Here is a 17,511-nt window from a genome sequence, read left to right as displayed (position 1 = left end):
TCGGTGCTGTTGCGTTGCCGGGTGCCGGTTTGGTGCAAAGAAAAAGCGCCCTTCCCGGGTTGTTGGGAAGGGCGCCTTTTCTTTTTGTTATTCGAACTTTTCGCCTGCTTCGGCCTTCTTCACCAGCGACTCCGGCGGCTGGAAGTGCTCACCGTACTTCTCGGCCAGTTCCTTCGCCCTTGCCACGAAGCCGGGCAGGCCGCCCTCGTACTGGTTGATGTACTGGATGACACCGCCGGTCCAGGCCGGGAAACCGATGCCGAAGATCGAGCCGATGTTGGCGTCCTGCACCGACATCAGTACGCCCTCGTCGAAGCAGCGGACCGTCTCCAGCGCCTCGGCGAACAGCATGCGCTCCTGCAGGTCCTTGAACGGCACGTTGCCGCTGCCGGACTTGAACGCCTCGCGCAGGCCGGGCCACAGTCCGACGCGCTTGCCGTTCTCGTCGTACTCGTAGAAGCCCGCACCGGACGACCGGCCCTTGCGGTCGAACTCGTCGATCATCCGGTCGATGACCGCCTCGGAGGCGTGCGCCTTCCAGGTGCCACCGGCCGCCTCGATCGCCGACTTGGTCTCCTCGCGGATCTTGCGCGGCAGGGTCAGCGTCAGCTCGTCCATCAGCTGCAGCGGCGGCGCCGGGTAGCCGGCCTGCGAGCCGGCCTGCTCGATCGACGCCGGCTCGACGCCCTCGCCGAGCGCCGCGACCGCCTCGTTGATGAACGTGCCGATCACCCGGCTGGTGAAGAAGCCGCGGCTGTCGTTGACCACGATCGGCGTCTTCTTGATCTGCAAGGTGTAGTCGAAGACCTTCGCCAGGGTGGCGTCCGAGGTCTTCTCCCCACGGATGATCTCCACCAGCGGCATCTTGTCGACCGGCGAGAAGAAGTGGATGCCGATGAAGTCTTCCTGCCGCTGCACACCCTGCGCGAGGCCGGTGATCGGCAGCGTCGAGGTGTTCGACCCGAGCACGGCGTCCGGGTTGACGATGTTCTCGATCTCGCCGAAGACCTTGTGCTTGAGTTCCTGGCTCTCGAAAACGGCCTCGATCACGAAGTCCACCCCGGCGAAGTCCGCCGGGTCGGCCGTCGGCTTGATGCGCGCCAGCAGCGCGTCCGACTTCTCCTTCGTGGTCTTGCCCCAGGACAGCGCCTTCTCTTCGAGCTTGACCGCGTAGCCCTTGCCCTTCTCGGCCGCCTCCAGCGAGACGTCCTTGAGCACGACCTCGATACCGGCCTTCGCCGACACGTAGGCGATCGCGGCGCCCATCATGCCCGCGCCGAGCACGCCGACCTTCTGCGCCTGGTACTTCTCGTACCCGTCCGGCCGCGAACCGCCGGAGTTGATGTGCTGCAGGTCGAAGAAGAACGCCTTCGTCATGTTCTTCGCGACCTGGCCGGTGACCAGGCTGACGAAGTACCGGGTCTCGATCTGCGTCGCGGTCTCGATGTCGACCTGCGCGCCCTCGACCGCGGCGGCCAGGATGGCACGCGGGGCGGGCATCGGGGCGCCCTTGAGCTGCTTGCGCAGGTTCGCCGGGAAGGCCGGCAGGTTCGCCGCGAACTTCGGGTTCGACGGGGAACCGCCGGGCATCTTGTAGCCCTTGACGTCCCACGGCTGCTGCGCCTCGGGGTTGGCCTTCACCCACTCCTTGGCCTTCGGCAGCAGCTCGTCCACACTGGACACGACCTCGTGCACGAGGCCGAGCTCCAGCGCCTTCGCCGGCTTGTGCCGCTGGCCCTGCACCAGCACGTTCAGCACAGCGCTCTGGATACCGAGCAGCCGCACGGTGCGCGCGACGCCACCGCCGCCGGGCAGCAGGCCCAGCGTCACCTCGGGCAGGCCGATGACGGTGCCCGGCACGTCCGCGACGATCCGGTGGTGCGTGGCCAGCGCGATCTCCAGGCCACCGCCGAGCGCGGCGCCGTTGATGGCGGCCACGACCGGCTTGCCGAGGGTCTCCAGCCTGCGCAGCTGGGCCTTCATGGCGTTCGTGCTCTCGGTGATCTCGGCCGCGTGCTCCGGCGTGGCCTGGATCAGGTCGCGCAGGTCACCGCCCGCGAAGAAGGTCTTCTTCGCCGAGGTGATCACGACACCGGTGATCGAGTCCTTTTCGGACTCCAGCCGCTCGACCGTGTTCTTGAAGGACTCGCGGAAGTCGGCGTTCATCGTGTTCGCCGACTGGTTGGGGTCGTCCAGGGTGAGCACGACGATGCCGTCGGAGTCCTGGTCCCAGCGAATAGTGTTGGTCATGATCACACCCGCTCGATGATCGTCGCGATACCCATTCCGCCGCCGATGCACAGCGACAGCAGCGCGCGCCGCGCCTGGCGCCGCTCCAGCTCGTCGACCATGGTGCCGAGGATCATGGCACCGGTCGCGCCGAGCGGGTGGCCCATCGCGATCGCCCCGCCGTTGACGTTGACCTTCTCGTCCGGCAGCTTCAGGTCCTTCATCCACTTGAGCACGACAGAGGCGAACGCCTCGTTCAGCTCGAACAGGTCGATGTCGTCGACCGTCAGGCCGGCGATGTCGAGGACCTTCTTCGTGGCCGGAGTGGGGCCGGTCAGCATGATCGTCGGATCCGACCCGGTGATCGCGGCCGCCACGATGCGGGCGCGCGGGGTCAGGCCCAGGTCCTTGCCGACCTGCTCATTGCCGAGCAGCACCAGCGCGGCGCCGTCGACGATGCCCGAGGAGTTGCCGCCGGTGTGGACGTGGTTGATCTTCTCGACCGAGTGGTACTTCTGCAGCGCCACCGCGTCGAAACCACCGAACTCGCCGATGGTCTCGAAGGCGGGCTTCAGCTTGGCCAGGCTCTCCAGCGTGGTGCCGGGGCGGCGGTGCTCGTCGTGGTCGAGGATCGTGACGCCGTTGATGTCCTTGACCGGCACGACCGACTTCGCGAAGTAACCGCCGGACCAGGCCGCCTCGGCCTTCTCCTGCGAACGGACCGCGAACCGGTCGACATCCTCGCGGCTGAAGCCCTCGATGGTGGCGATCAGGTCCGCGCCGATGCCCTGCGGCACGAAGTACGTGTCGTAGTTCGTGGCCGGGTCGGTGAACATCGGGCCGCCGTCGGAGCCCATCGGCACGCGCGACATCGACTCGACGCCGCCCGCGATGATCAGGTTCTCCCAGCCGGAGCGCACCCGGGCGGCGGCCTGGTTGACGGCCTCCAGACCCGAGGAGCAGAAGCGGTTGAGCTGGACACCGGCGACGGTGTCGGGCAGGCCGGCGGCCATCGCCGCGGCGCGCGCGATGTCGGCGCCCTGGTCACCGACCGGCGAGACGACGCCGAGGATGATGTCGTTGATCGCGGCCGGGTCCAGGCCCGGGTGCCGCGCCTGGAGTTCGTGAATCAGTCCGGTCACGAGGTCGATCGGCTTCACCCCGTGCAGGGATCCACCCTTGTTCTTGCCACGGGGCGTCCGGATCGCCTCGTAGATGTATGCCTCGTTGCTCACACCGACGGTCCTTCCTGCTTACTGCATCCGTCTGGGTCTGACGCTAATTGCCACTAACATACTCTGCCTGAATCCCCTGGTGTCAACCGTTTGCAGGGGGCCTCACTCCGGCTAGAGTGGGATCACCATGTCGAGCACCTCCCGTCGCCCCGACCGCAAGAGCCAGCTGGCCGGACTCGCCGCCGAGCTGTTCCGCGCCCGCGGCTACCACGGCGTCGGCATCAACGACATCGCCGCGGCGGCCGGCATCACCGGGCCCGCCCTGTACCGGCACTTCGCGGACAAGCAGGCGATCCTCGCGTACGTGCTGCTCGGCGGGGTGCAGGAGATGGAGGACGCGACCGCGGCCGCGTTGTCGAGCCTGCGGCGGCCGGACGGCGCGCAGGTGGAGCGGCTGTTGCGGGGCATCGCGGAGGCGTCGGTGGAGCGGCGCGACGTGGCGGCGCTGTGGCGGTGGGAGGGGCGGCACCTTTCGCCGGAGGACCAGCGCGAGATCGCCCGGCGGTCCACGGCGCTGCTGTCGACCTGGGCCAAGGAGCTGATGAACCTGCGCGCCGACCTGGGGCCGGCGGACGCGGAGCTGCTGTGCTGGGCGGCGATGAGCGTGTTCGGCAGCGTTTCGGTGCACCGGACGTCCGTGGCGCGGAAGCGGTTCGCCGAGTTGCTGGCGGAGCTGGCGCGGCGGGTGCTGCACGTGCGGCTGCCGTCGGAGGTCGTTGAGGACGAGCCGGTGCCGGTGGGCGTCGGGGTGCCGTCCCGGCGGGAGCAGATCCTGTCGGCGGCCGCGGAGCTGTTCCACCGCAAGGGTTTCCACGCGGTGAGCATGGAGGACATCGGCGCGGCGGCCGGCATCGCGGGCCCGAGCGTGTACCGCCACTTTTCGAGCAAGGCGGCGCTGCTGGGGGCGATCGCGCGGCGGGCGGGCGACCGGTTGCTGCTGGACGCCGAACGGGTGCGCCTGAGCAGCGCCGACGAGACGGAGGCGCTGCGCGGGCTGATCGACTCGTACGTGCGGGTGCTGACCGGTTCGGCGGAGCTGGCTGTGTCGTTTTCGGCGGACGCGGTCAACTACGCGGAGGACGAGGGCCCCGAGCTGCTGCGCATCCAGCGGGACTACGTGGCGCAGTGGGTGAGCCTGCTGGGCGCGGCGCAGCCGGCGCTGAACCCCCGCGAAGCGAAGATCACGGTGCACGCGGCGCTGACGATCGCGAACGACCTGTCCCGCACGCGGCGGGTCAACTCGCGGCCAGGACTGGCGGCCGAGCTGCGAGTCCTGATGGCGGCGGTGCTGGACCTGGATTAGGACTTGGGCAGCAGGGGTTCGAGCATCGGACCGCGAGATCGAGGCGATGACCAGGGCACGCGCATGCTCGGCGACCGCGAGGCCGATCTCGCACTTCCCATCCGCTGGAGGTCCCACCCGAAGGCTTCCGCTCACCGGGTCGGAAGCCCCTGACCGGCGAGCAGCTGGTCGAGCACGATGCGGGCCTCGAGCGAACGCAGCAGATCGGAGCGCCCGAGATACTGCGTCGCGGCTTCATCGGCGGCGTCCCAGTTGCGCATACCTGGCCGAAATTTGCCAACTCACCCCAAAACCGGCACCCCGTCGATACCGTGCTCACTGTGAAGCGCGCCCTCCTGCTCCTCCTCCTTCCGCTGGCCGCGTGCAGCGGCGACGGCGAGCCCACCGAAGCCCCGGCGCCGGCCGCCACCTCGTCCGCGCCACCGGCCCTCACCGCCGCCGATGGGCGTGACTACGGCGCTTGCCTGGACGGCACCTGCGAAGTCCTGGTGAGCGGCCCGATCGACATCGCGCTCACCGGGCAGGGCGGGGTCGACCGGATCGCCGTCCGCGCGGTCACCGCCGGGGGCATCGAGTTCGCCACTGGCGACGGCAGCGGCAGCCTCACCCCCGGCTGCGTCTCCACCCTCTACCAGAACGGCTCCGGCTCGCGCTGCAGCAGCGGCGAACCCGAGAAGCCGAAGCCGGTCGACGGGGTCCTCGCGATGCAGGTCGTCGACGTGCGGGACGGCACCGCCGTGCTCCGGCTCGTGTCCGGGGCCGTCGGTCCGCCGCCCAGCTCGCTGCGGCCCCCGATGCCCGTCATCCCGACCTGGCGCCCCTGACGTCGGGCGGCTGGCGTTCACCTGCCCCCATGCGTTAACCTACTCACGAGTAGGTAACGGCGATGGGAGTGCGACGTGGCAGCGCTCAGGGAGAACAGCGGCCGGAAGCGGGACGTGATGGGCCTCGGCCTGGCCGCCCTCTCCCGGCTCGCGGGCAGCAGGACGCTGGAACGCAGCGGGTTGCGCGAGCCGGTTCAGAACCTGGTTTCGGCGGCGACGAGGAACGGTTTCAAGGTCGCCGGCGCGGCCAGCCGGACGTTCTCCTCGTCGCGCAAGCGGGGCGGCGACGCGACTCGCCCGGCGCCGGCCGAGGACAAGGGCCTGTTCGACCTCACGCCGTCCGAAGACCAGCAGATGATCGTCGAGACGGTGAGCGAGTTCGCGGCCGAGCAGCTGCGGCCCGCGGCCGCCGAGGCGGACGAGAAGCTCAGCCCGCCGGACGGCCTGCTCACCAGGGCCGCCGAGCTGGGCGTGACGCTCATCGGCATCCCGGAGGAGCTGGGCGGCGCGGGCGCGGAGCGCTCGGTCGTCACCAACGCGCTGGTCGCCGAGGCACTCGCCCACGGCGACCTCGGCCTGGCCGTCGCGGTGCTCGCGCCGTCCGCGGTCAGCAACGCGCTCGTCCTGTGGGGCGACGCCCAGCAGCAGGCCGACTACCTGCCGGAGTTCGTCGGCGAGAACGTGCCTGCCGCGGCGCTGGCCCTGCTGGAGTCCAAGCCGCTGTTCGACCCGTTCAAGCCCGCCACCAAGGCCCGCCGCACCCCCGGCGGCTACCAGCTGGACGGCGTGAAGTCCCTGGTCCCCCGCGCGGGCCAGGCCGAACTGTTCGTCGTGTCCGCCGACCTCGAAGGGCGCGGCCCGGCGCTGTTCCTCGTCGAGTCGTCGACCAAGGGCGTGTCGATCGAGGCCGACCCGGCGATGGGCCTGCGGGGCGCGGCGACCGGGAAGCTGCACCTGGAGAAGGTGTCGCTGCCCGCGGGCGCGCTGCTCGGCGGCGGTTCGCCGGACGTGTTCACCGAGGCCGTGCGGCTGTCCCGCCTCGGCTGGGCCGCGCTGGCCACCGGCACCGCGAAGGCCGTGCTGGACTACGTGATCCCGTACGTGAACGAGCGCACCGCGTTCGGCGAGCCGATCAGCCACCGCCAGGCAGTCGCGTTCTCGGTCGCGGACATCGCGATCGAACTGGAGGGCATGCGCCTGGTGATGCTGCGCGCCGCCGCGCGGGCCGAACAGGGCAAGCCGTTCGCCCGCGAGGTCGCGCTGGCCCGCAAACTCGCCGCGGACAAGGGCATGCGCATCGGCAGCGCCGGGGTGCAGCTGCTGGGCGGGCACGGGTTCGTGAAGGAGCACCCGGTCGAGCGGTGGTACCGCGACCTGCGTGCGATCGGTGTGCTCGAGGGCGTCGTCCTCCTCTGACAAGCCTGGGAAGGTCATCATGATCAATCTGGAAACCCCGAAGAAGGCCCGGGCGCTGATCAACCAGGCGTACCAGGCGGCGTCGGAAGTGCTGCGGCCGATCTCGCGCAAGTACGACCGCGCCGAGCACGAGTACCCGGTCGAGCTGGACATGTTCGCCGCGGTGCTGGACGGGCTGAACTCCTCCGGTGAGGGCGGCGCGGGCGCGGCCGGCGTGCGGCGCAACGAGAAGGAGAAGGCGACCGGGAACCGCAACGGCGGCAACCTGGCGACGGTGCTCGGCACGATCGAAATGTGCTGGGGCGACGTGGGTCTGCTGCTGTCGATGCCGCGGCAAGGTCTCGGCAACGCCGCGATCGCGTCGGTGGCCAACGACGAGCAGCTGAAGCGGTTCGCGAAGGTGTGGGCCGCGATGGCGATCACCGAGCCGGGCACCGGTTCGGACTCCGCGAACATCACCACAACCGCCACCGAGGACGGCGACAGCTACATCCTCAACGGCGAGAAGATCTTCGTGACCTCCGGTGACCGCGCGGACGCCGTGGTCGTCTGGGCCACTTTGGACAAGTCGCTCGGCCGGGCGGCGATCAAGTCGTTCGTGGTGGAAAAGGGCACTCCGGGCTTCGAGGTCGTGCGGCTGGAGCACAAGCTCGGGATCCGCGCGTCCGACACGGCGGTGCTGCGGTTCGACAACTGCCGCGTGCCGAAGGAGAACCTGCTCGGCTCGCCGGAGATCAACACGTCCAAGGGGTTCGCGGGGGTCATGCAGACCTTCGACAACACGCGCCCCCTGGTCGCGGCGATGGCGGTCGGCCTGGCGCGGGCCGCGCTGGAAGAGACGGCGAAGATCCTTGCCGAGGCGGGTGTCGTGGTGGACTACGACCGCCCGGCGCACCACCAGCACGCCGCGGCGGCCACGTACCTGGAACTGGAAGCCGACTACGAAGCGGCGTACCTGCTGACACTGGAGTCGGCGTGGATGGCCGACAACCGCAAGCCGAACTCGCTGCAGGCATCCATGGCGAAGGCGAAGGCCGGCCGATCGGTCGTGGACATCACGCTCAAGTGCGTCGAGCTGATCGGCACGCTCGGCTACACGGAAGAGATGCTGCTCGAAAAGTGGGCCCGGGACTCGAAGATTCTGGACATCTTCGAAGGGACGCAGCAGATCCAGCAACTCATCGTCGCCCGGCGGTTGCTGGGGAAGACGTCGGCGGAGCTGAAATAGCGCGCCACCGCCCGGCTCCCCGTGTGCGGAGAGCCGGGCGGACTCGCCCGCCGGGTGACGGCGCTGGTCTTTCCGCGCGTTCGCGCGTTCAATGGGGATCCCGGAGGTGAACCATGGGCGATCGCGACGATTTCCTCACCTGGGTCGGCTCCCGGCTGCGGGACGCCGAAGTCGCGTTGCACAACGGCGACCCGGTGCCGCGGCGGGCGATCTGGTCGCGGGCGGAACCGGTCTCCGTGCTGGGCGCCTGGCTGAACGCCACCGGCCAGGCCGAGATCGACGACCTGTTCAGCCGGCTCGGAGCCACCTTCTCGGACTGCGTCTCCTACGAACACGAGATCGTCGCGGCCGATGTGGTCGGTGACATGGCCTACACGGTGGGCTACGAACACACCCGGGCGTCCGTCGACGGGGAACCGCGCGACTACACCCTGCGCGCGACCCAGATCTACCGCCGCGAGGACGGCGAATGGAAAGTCGCCCACCGGCACGCCGACCTCGTCCAAAACGCCTGAGCCGTCGCAGTCGTTAGGCTTCCCGCGTGCGAAAAGCGACGGTGAAGATCCGGCCGGACACCGATCCCGCCACCATCGAACCGCGCATCGCCGGGCAGGCGACTGAGCGGGTCCTCGTCGCCGCGCCCTTGCCCGCCCCTGTCCTCGCCGCCGCCGCGGAGGCGCTCGCCGCGCATCCCGGCGTCGCGCTCCACCTGCTGGGACACGCCGATCCCGCGCAGCTGCCCGCGTTCCACCACGTGCGAGAACTCGCCCTCGACCTGCCGCACGCCACCGCCTTCGACGTGCTCTCCGAGTTCACGGAACTCCACGAGCTGCGGCTCGGCCGCACGAACTCCGCCAAACCGTCCCTCGCCTTCCTCGGCGGACTGCCGAACCTGGTCACGCTCGCCGTCGACGAGCACGGCAGGGGCTTCGAGTCGATCGCCGGCGCCTCCTCCCTGCGCCATCTCGCACTGCGTTCTCCGCGCGCGAAATCCCTCGAACCCCTGCGCGGTCACCCCGCGCTCGAGACCTTCGCGATGGACTTCGGCGGCATCCGGGACCTGACCCCACTGGCCGGCATCCCGACGCTGCGCGGGCTCGCCCTCTTCCAGATCCGCGGGCTCGACGACCTCAGCGCCCTGGCCGACTGCGTCAACCTCGAAGCGGTCTCCCTCGGGGCACTCAAGAACGTCCCCGACTTGCAGGCGCTCGCCCGGCACCCCGCCCTGCGGTTCCTTATCCTCGAACTCCTCCGCGGCCTGGACACCCTCGCCCCGCTCGCGACGTGCGCACGCCTCGAACAGCTCGCTCTCTTCGACTCGCGCCCGGCCGACCGGCGGCTCGACGTCCTCGTCCCCGCGCCCAGCCTGCGGCACGCCCTGATCGGCGACCCGTACCCACCCGCCCAGGTCGACGCGCTGCGCGAGCGGTCGTACACCCTCCATTACCGCGGCGAGAACCTGCGCGGCGACGGCTCCGCTCTCCGCGTCCACTGGCGCACCCCGGTCACCGACCTCCTCTGACCGTCCACAGAAGATCTTCCGGCTCGACGTAACGCGCAACTCCCCGGTGCGACTCTCCCTACTATCCCGAAGGGAGGCCCGAAGATGACTGGTTACCTCGTCCAGCCCGCCTCGGTGGAAAGGTTCCGCGACGGCTTCGACGGCCGGATCGTCACGCCGGAGGACGGCGACTACGAGAGCGTCCGCGGCGTCTTCAACGCCATGATCACCGCCCACCCGCAGGTCATCGCTCAGTGCAGGACCGTCCGGGACATCACGGCGGCGCTGCGGTTCGCCCGGGACAACGCCCTTCCGGTCGCCGTGCGGGGTGGGGGTCACAGCGTCGCCGGGGCGTGCCTGGTCGAGGATGGTCTCGTCATCGACCTGCGCCGCCTCAACGCCGTCACCGTCGACGCCGAGGCGAAGACCGCGACGGCGGGCGGTGGCGCCACCTGGGGCGACTTCGACCGAGCCTGCCAGCCGCACGGCCTGGCCACCACCGGCGGCCGTGTGTCGACCACCGGCGTGGCCGGCCTGACGCTCGGCGGCGGCTCCGGCTGGATCGAGCGCAAGTTCGGCCTCGCCTGCGACAACCTGCTCTCCGTCGACATCGTCACCGCCGACGGCCGCGAGGTCACGGCGAGCGAGCAGGAGAACCCCGACCTCTTCTGGGCCCTGCACGGCGGCGGCGGCAACTTCGGCGTGGCCACCCGGCTCACCTTCCGGCTGCACGACCTGCCGGAGTTCTCGATGGCCCTGATGCTGTGGCCCGGCGACCAGGGGCGCGCCGTCGCCGGTGTCTACCGCGACCTCATGCGCACCGCGCCGGACGAGATCGGCGGCGGCCTGCTCTACCTCACCGGCCCGCCCGAGGAGTTCGTGCCCGGACACCTCGTCGGCCGGCTCTGCTGCGGCGTCCTGGTCACCTGCACCGGCCCGGAAACCCGGCTGCGCGACATCATCGGCCCGCTGCTCGCGACCGCGCCGCCCGGCCAGGTCATCACCGACGTCCCCTACGCCGGCCTGCAGTCCATGCTCGACGACCCCGCGGGTTTCCGGAACTACTGGTCCGACGAGAACCTGCGCGAACTGCCCGACGAAGCCCTCGACCGGTTCTGCGAACGCGCGCTGGACATGGTGGTGCCGTCACCGTCGCAACACGCGCTGCTGCCCTGGGGCGGCGCCGTCACCCGCGGCCAGGACTGGCCGGGGTTCGACCGCGACAACCAATGGGCCGTGCACCCGCTGGGCCTGTGGGCCGACCCGGCCGACGACGACCGCGCCATCGCGTGGGCCCGCAACCTGCGCGCCGACATGCGGCCGTGGGCGTCCGGCGACGTCTACCTCAACTTCATCGGCGACGAAGGCGACGACCGCATCGTGGCCGGCTACGGCGAGGAGAACTACCGGCGCCTGCAACGCATCAAGGCCGACTACGACCCGGACAACGTGTTCAACCGCTGGCACGACATCAAGCCGGCCTAACCGAGCAGAGCCCGGAGCGCCGCGGCGAACTGCGTGGGGCGTTCGACCGGCCCGAGGTGGCCGCCGGGAAACTCCGTCAGCGGTAGTCCGAGCCGGCTCGCCAAAGCGGCGGCGGCCCGGTACGGCAGCTGGCCCCGCGAGTCGATCCCGGCGACCGGGACCAGCCGCGGCCCGGCGGCGGCGAGCGCGGCCACGTCGACGTCCGCGGACGTGAACGGCACCAGGACGTGCTCGAGGAACAGCGGCTGGAGTTCGCCGAGGCGGGCGAACAGCTCCAGCAGTTCCGGCGTCGGCGGCTCCGGGCTGGTTTCCGCGTACCCGTCCAGCCAGTCGCCGGGGTGGCGCAGCTCCGGGGTCGCCGCGCCGGGTTCGGGAGCCGTCATGGCGTCGGTCATCAGCCGCGCCGCTTCGTCCAGGTCCCCGGTGCGCGCCGCCGCCCGCACGGCCTCGAGCGCGGCACGGTGGCGTTCCGCGTCCGGCAGCAGGCCGACCACCGGCGGCTCGTGGACCACCGCGAGACGCACGCGCTCCGGGTGGCGGGCGAGCAGGTCGAGGGTCGTGATGGCGCCGGCGCTGAACGCGAACACCGCGGGCGGCTCGTCGAAGAGCGCCTCGATCAGGCCGAGCACGTCCTCGGCGTAGACCTTCGGGTGCTGGTCGCCGTCCGGCCCCGCCGACACCAGGCGGCTGGACATGGCGACGACGCGGTAGTGATCGGCCAGGTGCGCGGCGAGCCCGTCGAAGACGCCGGCGTGACCCGCCCCGCCGGGCAGGAGCAGCAGCGGCGGGCCGTCGCCGCGCTCGTGGTAGTCGATGGGCGTGCCGTCGAGCGTGATGCGCATGGGTTTCTCCGGTCCCGGGTCAGTGGATCTTCGTCCAGTTGGTCAGCGTGTGGTGGAGCGCGTCGACCGCGCGACGCCAGGACACGTCGAGGCTGTGGTCGGCGGTGAAGGCGCCGGTGGCTTCCAGGTCGCTGAAGCCGTGCAGGGTGCTGCGCAGGAACCGGACCGCGTCGGTGGCGTCCGGTTCGGACAGGTCGTACCCGCGCAGCAGCGCGTAGCAGACCTCGATGATGCGCATGACGCCCGGCGTTTCGGCGGCCCGCTCCGGCGGCACCGGGTGCCGCGTGGCGGCGTAGCGGCCAGGGTGCTCCGTCGCCATGGTTCGGTACGTGTCGGCGAAGGCGGTCAGCGCGTCGCGGCCGGCGCGTCCGGCCACCGCCGCGCTCAACGCTTCCGCCCATTCGGAAAGCGCCCGCAGCGCCACACGTTCCTGCAGGTCAGCGAGGCCGCGGATGTGGGTGTAGAGGCTGGCGTCGCGGACGCCGAACCGCTTCGCGAGCGCCGCGAGCGTCACGTTCTCGAAGCCGATCTCGTCCGCCAGGTCGGCGGCGGCCGACACCAGCGCGTCCGGCGTGATCCTCCCACGCGGCATTTTCCTAACCTCCCTAGGACTGATCCTAATGTACACAGGACCCGGCATCGCGGCCATCGGCAAGCGGATGCGGGTGCCCGAGCAGGGCGCCGCCGCCATCCAGAAATCCGGGTTACGCAACCTCGACTGCCCGGGGCTGACCAAAGCGGCCCCTCCGGGCGGAGCGGGTGTTGCGACGCATCCACACCAAGCTCGGGAGGTCCTCGATGCGTCACGCTGACGCAGGCACCAGTTGATCGTGCAGCGTTATCAGGCGGGGTGGCCGGCGGCGCGGATCGCTGAGCAACTCGGGGTGGCCCGTTCCACGGGCAGCTTGGGCTCTGTCAGATCACGACATCTAGCGCCTACCGTGGGCGGTTGAACCAGGCGCCAGCCTGTGCGGTGACCATCAACGCCAGGATGATGCCGCTGCAGGCGAGGCCGATGACCGGGCCGCCCGTGAAGATGGGGCCGAAGCCGTCCCCGCGGCCAAGGCTGCCCAGGCAGGTCATGATCATCAGCGAGGCGTACACGATCGTGGCGACACGGACACCTCCGCCGCGGGTGGCGAACTTCGTCCCCAGGACGATCGACAGCGCACCCAGGCCCAGCAGCACACCGACGACGGCGACGGCATCGGCGATGCTGCCGCCGTCGTTGGCGATGACGCCGGCCAAGAGGCCGGCGACGAGCACGCCGACGGTGAGCTGCATGCCACCCATGACGAACAGGAGCACCCGCGCCCCCCTGATCAGTCCGGGCATGCCCGGGTGGCCGTACATAGTGGCGTCTCCTCCTTCGGACCGTCCGGGACGGCGCAGTGTACGACGAAGTCAGGGGTAAGACCTGCGAGAGTCCTCCTCGCCGAACACGAAGTTGACAGGCAAGTACTCACTTGCCTATCGTTGCCGGCGTGGGTGACGTCTTCAAAGCCCTGGCCGACCCCACGCGCCGCACGATCCTCGACGAACTGACCGACCGGGACGGGCAAACGCTCTTCGAACTCTGCGCCCGGCTGGTGTCCATCCACGGGCTCAGTTCGTCACGGCAGGCGGTTTCGCAGCACCTCGACGTGCTCGAATCCGCCGGTCTGGTCGAGTCGAGGCGTGAGGGCCGGTACAAGTTCCACTACATCAACACGAAACCGCTCGAACCGATCGTCGAGCGGTGGCTCAGGAAGCGGGGACGGACATGAGGATCAACCTGGCGAGCGTGCTCGTCGACGACCAGGAGAAGGCGCTGCGGTTCTACACCGACGTGCTGGGTTTCGTGAAGAAGCACGACATCCCGATGGGTGCGGACCGGTGGCTGACCGTGGTGTCGCCGGAGGACCCGGAGGGCACCGAACTGCTGCTGGAGCCGAGCGGGCACCCGGCGGCGAAGCCGTTCAAGGACGCACTCGTCGCCGACGGCATCCCGTGGACCATGTTCGCCGTGTCCGACGTGCAGGCGGAGTACGAGCGGATGCGTGGCCTCGGCGTGCGTTTCACGCAGGAGCCGACGGACATGGGCACCGTGATCACCGCCGTGTTCGACGACACCTGCGGCAACCTCATCCAGATCGGCCAGATGAAGTCCTAATCGGACACCTGATCGCCGAGGAAGGCGTCGATGTGCCGCCAGGTGGTGTCCCGGGCGCGACGGCCGGTCAGCACACCGAGGTGCCCGCCAGGGGCGGTCTCGAACCGCACGTCCGGCGCGTTCTCCAGCAACGGCACCAGCCGCTCCACGGCGCGCCGCGGGGCGATGGTGTCGTTGCGCCCGGCGATCACCAGCGTCGGCACCTTCACACCGGACAGCGAGATGATCCGGCCGTTCAGGTCGAGGCCGCCCTCGACGAGGTCGTTGGCGCGGAAGAACCGGTGGTACATCTGCCCGAACGTGCGGCCGGGGTAGGCGATCATGTTGTCCATGAAGTGGTCGACCGCCTCGATCTGGGCGAGGTAGTCCCGGTCGCCGAGGTTCTGCAGGATCGCCAGCGGCTTGGTCAGCTGCTTGTTGATGCCCGTCGCCCAGAACACGCGTTCGACCACATAGGACGGTGCGCCGCCGAGCATCCGGTACAGCGGCGTGAGCAGGTAGCCGCCGGTCAGGTCCACCAGCGGCCGGAACGGCGCGACCAGCGGGATGGCGGTGAAGTCGACCGGCGAGGCGACCGTGGTGATCGACTGCACCGGCAGGTCGGGGCGGTCCGCCGTGGTCAGCAGGGAGAACAGCCCGCCGAGGCACCACGCGACCAGGTGCACGCCGCGCCCGCCGGAGTCCTCGCTGACCTTGCGGATGGCCCGCGGCAGCACCTCGTCGATCCAGTGCTCGATGCCCAGCCGGCGGTCGGAGAACGCGACGGTGCCGTAGTCCACCAGGTAGGTGCGGCGGCCCCGGTCGACCAGGTGCTCGGCGAGGCTGCAGCCGCGCCGCAGGTCGAAGCACAGCGCGGGCGCGGCCAGCGGCGGCACGAGCAGCACCGGATCACCGTCCGGCGACGGCGTCATCCGGTACAGCGACCGGTTCGGGCCCTGGTCGACCAGCACGCGCGGCACCGGTCGCAGGTCGGCGAGACCGCCGCGCAGGACGCCGAGCGCGTTGGCCGCCATCGCGGTCACTGCTGGTACCACCATCTACCTCGAAACTCCGTTCTCCGCACCGATCCTTCCCCGGGACCGACGCTACTTCAAGGCCGCCTCACCCTCGCTTCGTACTCCGCCCGCGCGCCCGCGTGCGCCTGGGTGAACACCTTGTCGGCGCCGATCGCACGCATGAACCACTCCGCGGCCGCGCGCGGCAGCAGGCGGCTGACGCGACCTGTCACGTCGAGGGTTTTCGGGACGAACACGTCGAACCGCGGCTTCTGCAGCGTCTCGACGATCGCCTTCGCGACGTCCTCCGGCCGCAGGGACGGGAAGAGCCTGGTCTCGGGCAGGCCGTCGGCGAGGTGCGTGCGGACGACGGCGGGCATCACGCACGAGATGTCCACCCCGGACCCGCGCAGCTCCTGCCGCACCGCTTCGGACAGCCCGACGACGGCGTGCTTGGTGGCGCAATAGGTCGCCGCGCCGGGGAACCCGGCCTTGCCCGCCATCGACGCGACGTTGACGATGTGGCCGCGGCCACGCGGGCGCATGCGGCGGACGGCCTCCCGGGTGCCGTGGACGACCGCGCGCAGGTTGACGTCGATCTGCTTCGCGGTGGCCGCATCGTCCTCGTCGGCCAGCGGCGACAGCAGCATGACGCCGGCGTTGTTGATCAGGACGTCGATCGGCCCGAGACGGCGCTCGACCTCGTCCAGGAACTCCGTGAAGCCGCGGTGGTCGGTCACGTCGAGCGGCAGGGCGAGCGTGTCGCCGCCCAGCTCACCCGCCGTCTTCTCGGCCAGGACCGGGTCGAGGTCGCCGATGACGACCTTCGCACCCAGCCGCACCAGGGCGGCGGCCGTGGTGGCGCCGATCCCCTGCGCGCCTCCGGTGATCACGATGACCTTGCCGAGCAACGTTGCCATGGCGGCCATACTGCCCGGTAACTGACATTCGCGCCAGAGGTGTCACACCCGTTGTTCGAAGATCTGGACCCACACGTCGTCGCGCACACGCACCCGCTCGGTCGGCGTGAACCCCTGGCCCTCGTAGTAGCGGACGAGCTTGCCGTCGCCGCCGGCCCAGCAGTCGACGCGCAGCAGGCCGATGCCGCGGTCGCGGGCGTCCTGGCGGGCGAACTCCAGCAGCCGGGCGCCGACGCCGCGGTGCTCGCGGGAGGCCAGCAGCAGCGTCACGTACACCTCGGGCTCGTCGACCGGCGGCGTGTACGGCAGCGGGTGGTCGAGGATCAGGGCGCCGGCGGGCACACCGTCCGAAATGGCCAGGAACGGTCGGCCGTCGCGCAGCATCGTGCGGACGCGCTCGACCTTCGCCGGGTCCGCCGACCACGGTTCGGTGCCCCACTGGCCGGCGCTGCCGCGGGCGACGAGCCATTCGACGGCCGCGTCGAACAGCCCCAGGACGATGTGCAGGTCGCCCTCGCCGGACTCGCGGATCTCCATCACGGCGCCGTCAGGACGAGCGGGCCGTCCGCGGTGACGGCGATGGTGTGCTCGACGTGCGCGGCGCGGGAGCCGTCGCTGGTCAGGATGGTCCAGCCGTCGTCGGCGTAGCGGTAGTCGTCGCGGCCGCCCGCGAGGAACATCGGCTCGATCGCGATGACCAGCCCTTCCCGCAGCACCATTCCCTTGCCCGCGACGGCTTCGTTCGGCACGTGCGGCGCTTCGTGCATCGCGCGGCCCACACCGTGACCCCCGTGGTCGGCGAGCAACCCGTACCCGGCGCGACGCCCGACCTCCGCGATCGCGTGGCCGATGTCGCCCATCCTGTTCCCTGGGCGGGCCTGCTCGATGCCCGCCCACATACCCCGCTCGGTGGCGGCGATCAGGTCCAGGTCGGCCTGATTCCCGTTGCCGACGACGAAGCTGACCGCGGCGTCCCCGTGCCAGCCGTCGACGTGCGCTCCGAAGTCGACACTCAGCAGATCACCCTCGCCGAGGCGGTAGTCCGTCGGGATGCCGTGCACGACGGCGTCGTTGACGCTGGTGCAGAGCACAGCCGGATAGGGCGACGGCGCGAAACGCGGGTGGTAGTGCAGGAAGGACGACTTGGCGCCCTCGTCGTTGAGGATGTCCGCGGCGAGCTGGTCCAGCTCGCGCAGGCTGGTCCCGACAGCCGCCTGCTCGCGGACGCTCTGGAGCACCTTCGCGACGACCCGCCCCGCAGCGCGCATGGCGTCCAGCTCACCGCGACTCTTCAGCTCGATCACATGTCACCTCGCCGGTATAGTTATACCGGAAGTTATAGCACCGCGCCCACGACCCAAAGGCAGCTGGGTGGTCATCC

20 protein-coding genes are annotated in these 17,511 nt (G+C 70.3%); 10 read left to right on the top strand and 10 right to left on the bottom strand.

Annotated features, from left to right (window positions below; genetic code table 11):
• Window positions 1-87: 87 nt before the first annotated feature.
• Together ACCP09_RS37425 and ACCP09_RS37420 are read right to left on the bottom strand one after the other, a co-directional pair.
• Window positions 88-2,250, bottom strand: coding sequence for a 3-hydroxyacyl-CoA dehydrogenase NAD-binding domain-containing protein (locus ACCP09_RS37425; protein ID WP_433753667.1), 2,163 nt, complete (start codon window positions 2,248-2,250; stop codon window positions 88-90).
• Window positions 2,251-2,252: 2 nt separating this feature from the next.
• A complete protein-coding gene (locus ACCP09_RS37420) occupies window positions 2,253-3,464 on the bottom strand; it encodes an acetyl-CoA C-acetyltransferase (protein WP_027934221.1) in 1,212 nt (403 codons plus the stop codon).
• A 127-nt stretch (window positions 3,465-3,591) separates the two neighbouring features.
• Between ACCP09_RS37420 and ACCP09_RS37415 the strand changes: the two genes are divergently transcribed.
• Window positions 3,592-4,767 (top strand): TetR/AcrR family transcriptional regulator, encoded by a 1,176-nt coding sequence (locus ACCP09_RS37415; RefSeq protein WP_433753664.1) that lies wholly within the window; start codon window positions 3,592-3,594, stop codon window positions 4,765-4,767.
• Between the two features lie 131 nt (window positions 4,768-4,898).
• On the opposite strand, the gene ACCP09_RS37410 is transcribed toward ACCP09_RS37415, so the two are convergent.
• A complete protein-coding gene (locus ACCP09_RS37410) occupies window positions 4,899-5,027 on the bottom strand; it encodes a hypothetical protein (RefSeq protein WP_431908874.1) in 129 nt (42 codons plus the stop codon).
• Between the two features lie 60 nt (window positions 5,028-5,087).
• Between ACCP09_RS37410 and ACCP09_RS37405 the strand changes: the two genes are divergently transcribed.
• From ACCP09_RS37405 to ACCP09_RS37380, 6 genes are all read left to right on the top strand, one after another.
• Complete coding sequence (locus ACCP09_RS37405) at window positions 5,088-5,591, top strand: hypothetical protein (protein WP_433753662.1); 504 nt, start codon at window positions 5,088-5,090, stop codon at window positions 5,589-5,591.
• Between the two features lie 117 nt (window positions 5,592-5,708).
• On the top strand, window positions 5,709-7,007 hold the full coding sequence (locus tag ACCP09_RS37400) for an acyl-CoA dehydrogenase family protein (protein WP_027934216.1): 1,299 nt from the start codon (window positions 5,709-5,711) through the stop codon (window positions 7,005-7,007).
• Window positions 7,008-7,026: 19 nt separating this feature from the next.
• The gene (locus ACCP09_RS37395; RefSeq protein ID WP_020420445.1) at window positions 7,027-8,235 is read left to right on the top strand and encodes an acyl-CoA dehydrogenase family protein; all 1,209 of its coding nucleotides are present in this window, start codon (window positions 7,027-7,029) and stop codon (window positions 8,233-8,235) included.
• 113 nt (window positions 8,236-8,348) lie between these two features.
• The gene (locus tag ACCP09_RS37390) at window positions 8,349-8,750 is read left to right on the top strand and encodes a nuclear transport factor 2 family protein (RefSeq protein WP_123684975.1); all 402 of its coding nucleotides are present in this window, start codon (window positions 8,349-8,351) and stop codon (window positions 8,748-8,750) included.
• Window positions 8,751-8,776: 26 nt separating this feature from the next.
• Window positions 8,777-9,757, top strand: a complete 981-nt coding sequence (locus ACCP09_RS37385; RefSeq protein WP_433753659.1) for a hypothetical protein — start codon at window positions 8,777-8,779, stop codon at window positions 9,755-9,757.
• An 84-nt stretch (window positions 9,758-9,841) separates the two neighbouring features.
• On the top strand, window positions 9,842-11,221 hold the full coding sequence (locus ACCP09_RS37380; protein ID WP_433753657.1) for an FAD-binding oxidoreductase: 1,380 nt from the start codon (window positions 9,842-9,844) through the stop codon (window positions 11,219-11,221).
• On the opposite strand, the gene ACCP09_RS37375 is transcribed toward ACCP09_RS37380, so the two are convergent.
• The gene (locus tag ACCP09_RS37375) at window positions 11,218-12,063 is read right to left on the bottom strand and encodes an alpha/beta fold hydrolase (protein WP_433753655.1); all 846 of its coding nucleotides are present in this window, start codon (window positions 12,061-12,063) and stop codon (window positions 11,218-11,220) included. The genes ACCP09_RS37380 and ACCP09_RS37375 overlap by 4 nt on opposite strands.
• Window positions 12,064-12,082: 19 nt before the next feature.
• A complete protein-coding gene (locus ACCP09_RS37370; RefSeq protein WP_433753653.1) occupies window positions 12,083-12,655 on the bottom strand; it encodes a TetR/AcrR family transcriptional regulator in 573 nt (190 codons plus the stop codon).
• A 238-nt stretch (window positions 12,656-12,893) separates the two neighbouring features.
• On the opposite strand from ACCP09_RS37370, the gene ACCP09_RS37365 reads away from it, so the two are divergent.
• Window positions 12,894-13,016 carry a hypothetical protein gene (locus ACCP09_RS37365; protein ID WP_433753669.1) on the top strand — a complete coding sequence of 41 codons (123 nt, stop codon included), beginning with the start codon at window positions 12,894-12,896 and terminating at the stop codon, window positions 13,014-13,016.
• Here ACCP09_RS37365 and ACCP09_RS37360 read toward each other — a convergent pair.
• Complete coding sequence (locus ACCP09_RS37360; protein ID WP_433753651.1) at window positions 13,000-13,371, bottom strand: hypothetical protein; 372 nt, start codon at window positions 13,369-13,371, stop codon at window positions 13,000-13,002. The two genes, ACCP09_RS37365 and ACCP09_RS37360, sit on opposite strands and share 17 nt — an antisense overlap.
• Before the next feature lie 176 nt (window positions 13,372-13,547).
• Between ACCP09_RS37360 and ACCP09_RS37355 the strand changes: the two genes are divergently transcribed.
• Window positions 13,548-13,829 carry an ArsR/SmtB family transcription factor gene (locus ACCP09_RS37355; RefSeq protein WP_027934210.1) on the top strand — a complete coding sequence of 94 codons (282 nt, stop codon included), beginning with the start codon at window positions 13,548-13,550 and terminating at the stop codon, window positions 13,827-13,829.
• On the top strand, window positions 13,826-14,215 hold the full coding sequence (locus ACCP09_RS37350) for a VOC family protein (RefSeq protein ID WP_017984656.1): 390 nt from the start codon (window positions 13,826-13,828) through the stop codon (window positions 14,213-14,215). Before ACCP09_RS37355 ends, ACCP09_RS37350 begins: the two co-directional genes overlap by 4 nt.
• Here the strand turns inward: ACCP09_RS37350 and ACCP09_RS37345 are convergent.
• Genes ACCP09_RS37345 through map form a run of 4 tightly spaced genes read right to left on the bottom strand, consistent with a single transcriptional unit; the run spans window position 14,212 to window position 17,434 of the window.
• Window positions 14,212-15,252 carry an alpha/beta fold hydrolase gene (locus ACCP09_RS37345; RefSeq protein WP_123684972.1) on the bottom strand — a complete coding sequence of 347 codons (1,041 nt, stop codon included), beginning with the start codon at window positions 15,250-15,252 and terminating at the stop codon, window positions 14,212-14,214. The two genes, ACCP09_RS37350 and ACCP09_RS37345, sit on opposite strands and share 4 nt — an antisense overlap.
• A gap of 53 nt (window positions 15,253-15,305) precedes the next feature.
• Window positions 15,306-16,139: an SDR family oxidoreductase gene (locus ACCP09_RS37340; protein WP_378336951.1), complete on the bottom strand. Its 834-nt coding sequence runs from the start codon at window positions 16,137-16,139 to the stop codon at window positions 15,306-15,308.
• Between the two features lie 33 nt (window positions 16,140-16,172).
• Window positions 16,173-16,667, bottom strand: a complete 495-nt coding sequence (locus tag ACCP09_RS37335; protein WP_027934208.1) for a GNAT family N-acetyltransferase — start codon at window positions 16,665-16,667, stop codon at window positions 16,173-16,175.
• Window positions 16,667-17,434: a type I methionyl aminopeptidase gene (gene map / locus ACCP09_RS37330; protein ID WP_400991117.1), complete on the bottom strand. Its 768-nt coding sequence runs from the start codon at window positions 17,432-17,434 to the stop codon at window positions 16,667-16,669. The genes ACCP09_RS37335 and map overlap by 1 nt, the downstream gene beginning before the upstream one ends.
• Window positions 17,435-17,511: the final 77 nt, after the last annotated feature.

Origin of the sequence: Amycolatopsis sp. 3B14 (assembly GCF_050958625.1) — a bacterium.
Lineage (GTDB): Bacteria > Actinomycetota > Actinomycetes > Mycobacteriales > Pseudonocardiaceae > Amycolatopsis_E > Amycolatopsis_E thermoflava.
The sequence above is the reverse complement of the archived record's forward strand: the minus strand, read 5'-3'. Positions and strand labels throughout refer to the sequence as shown.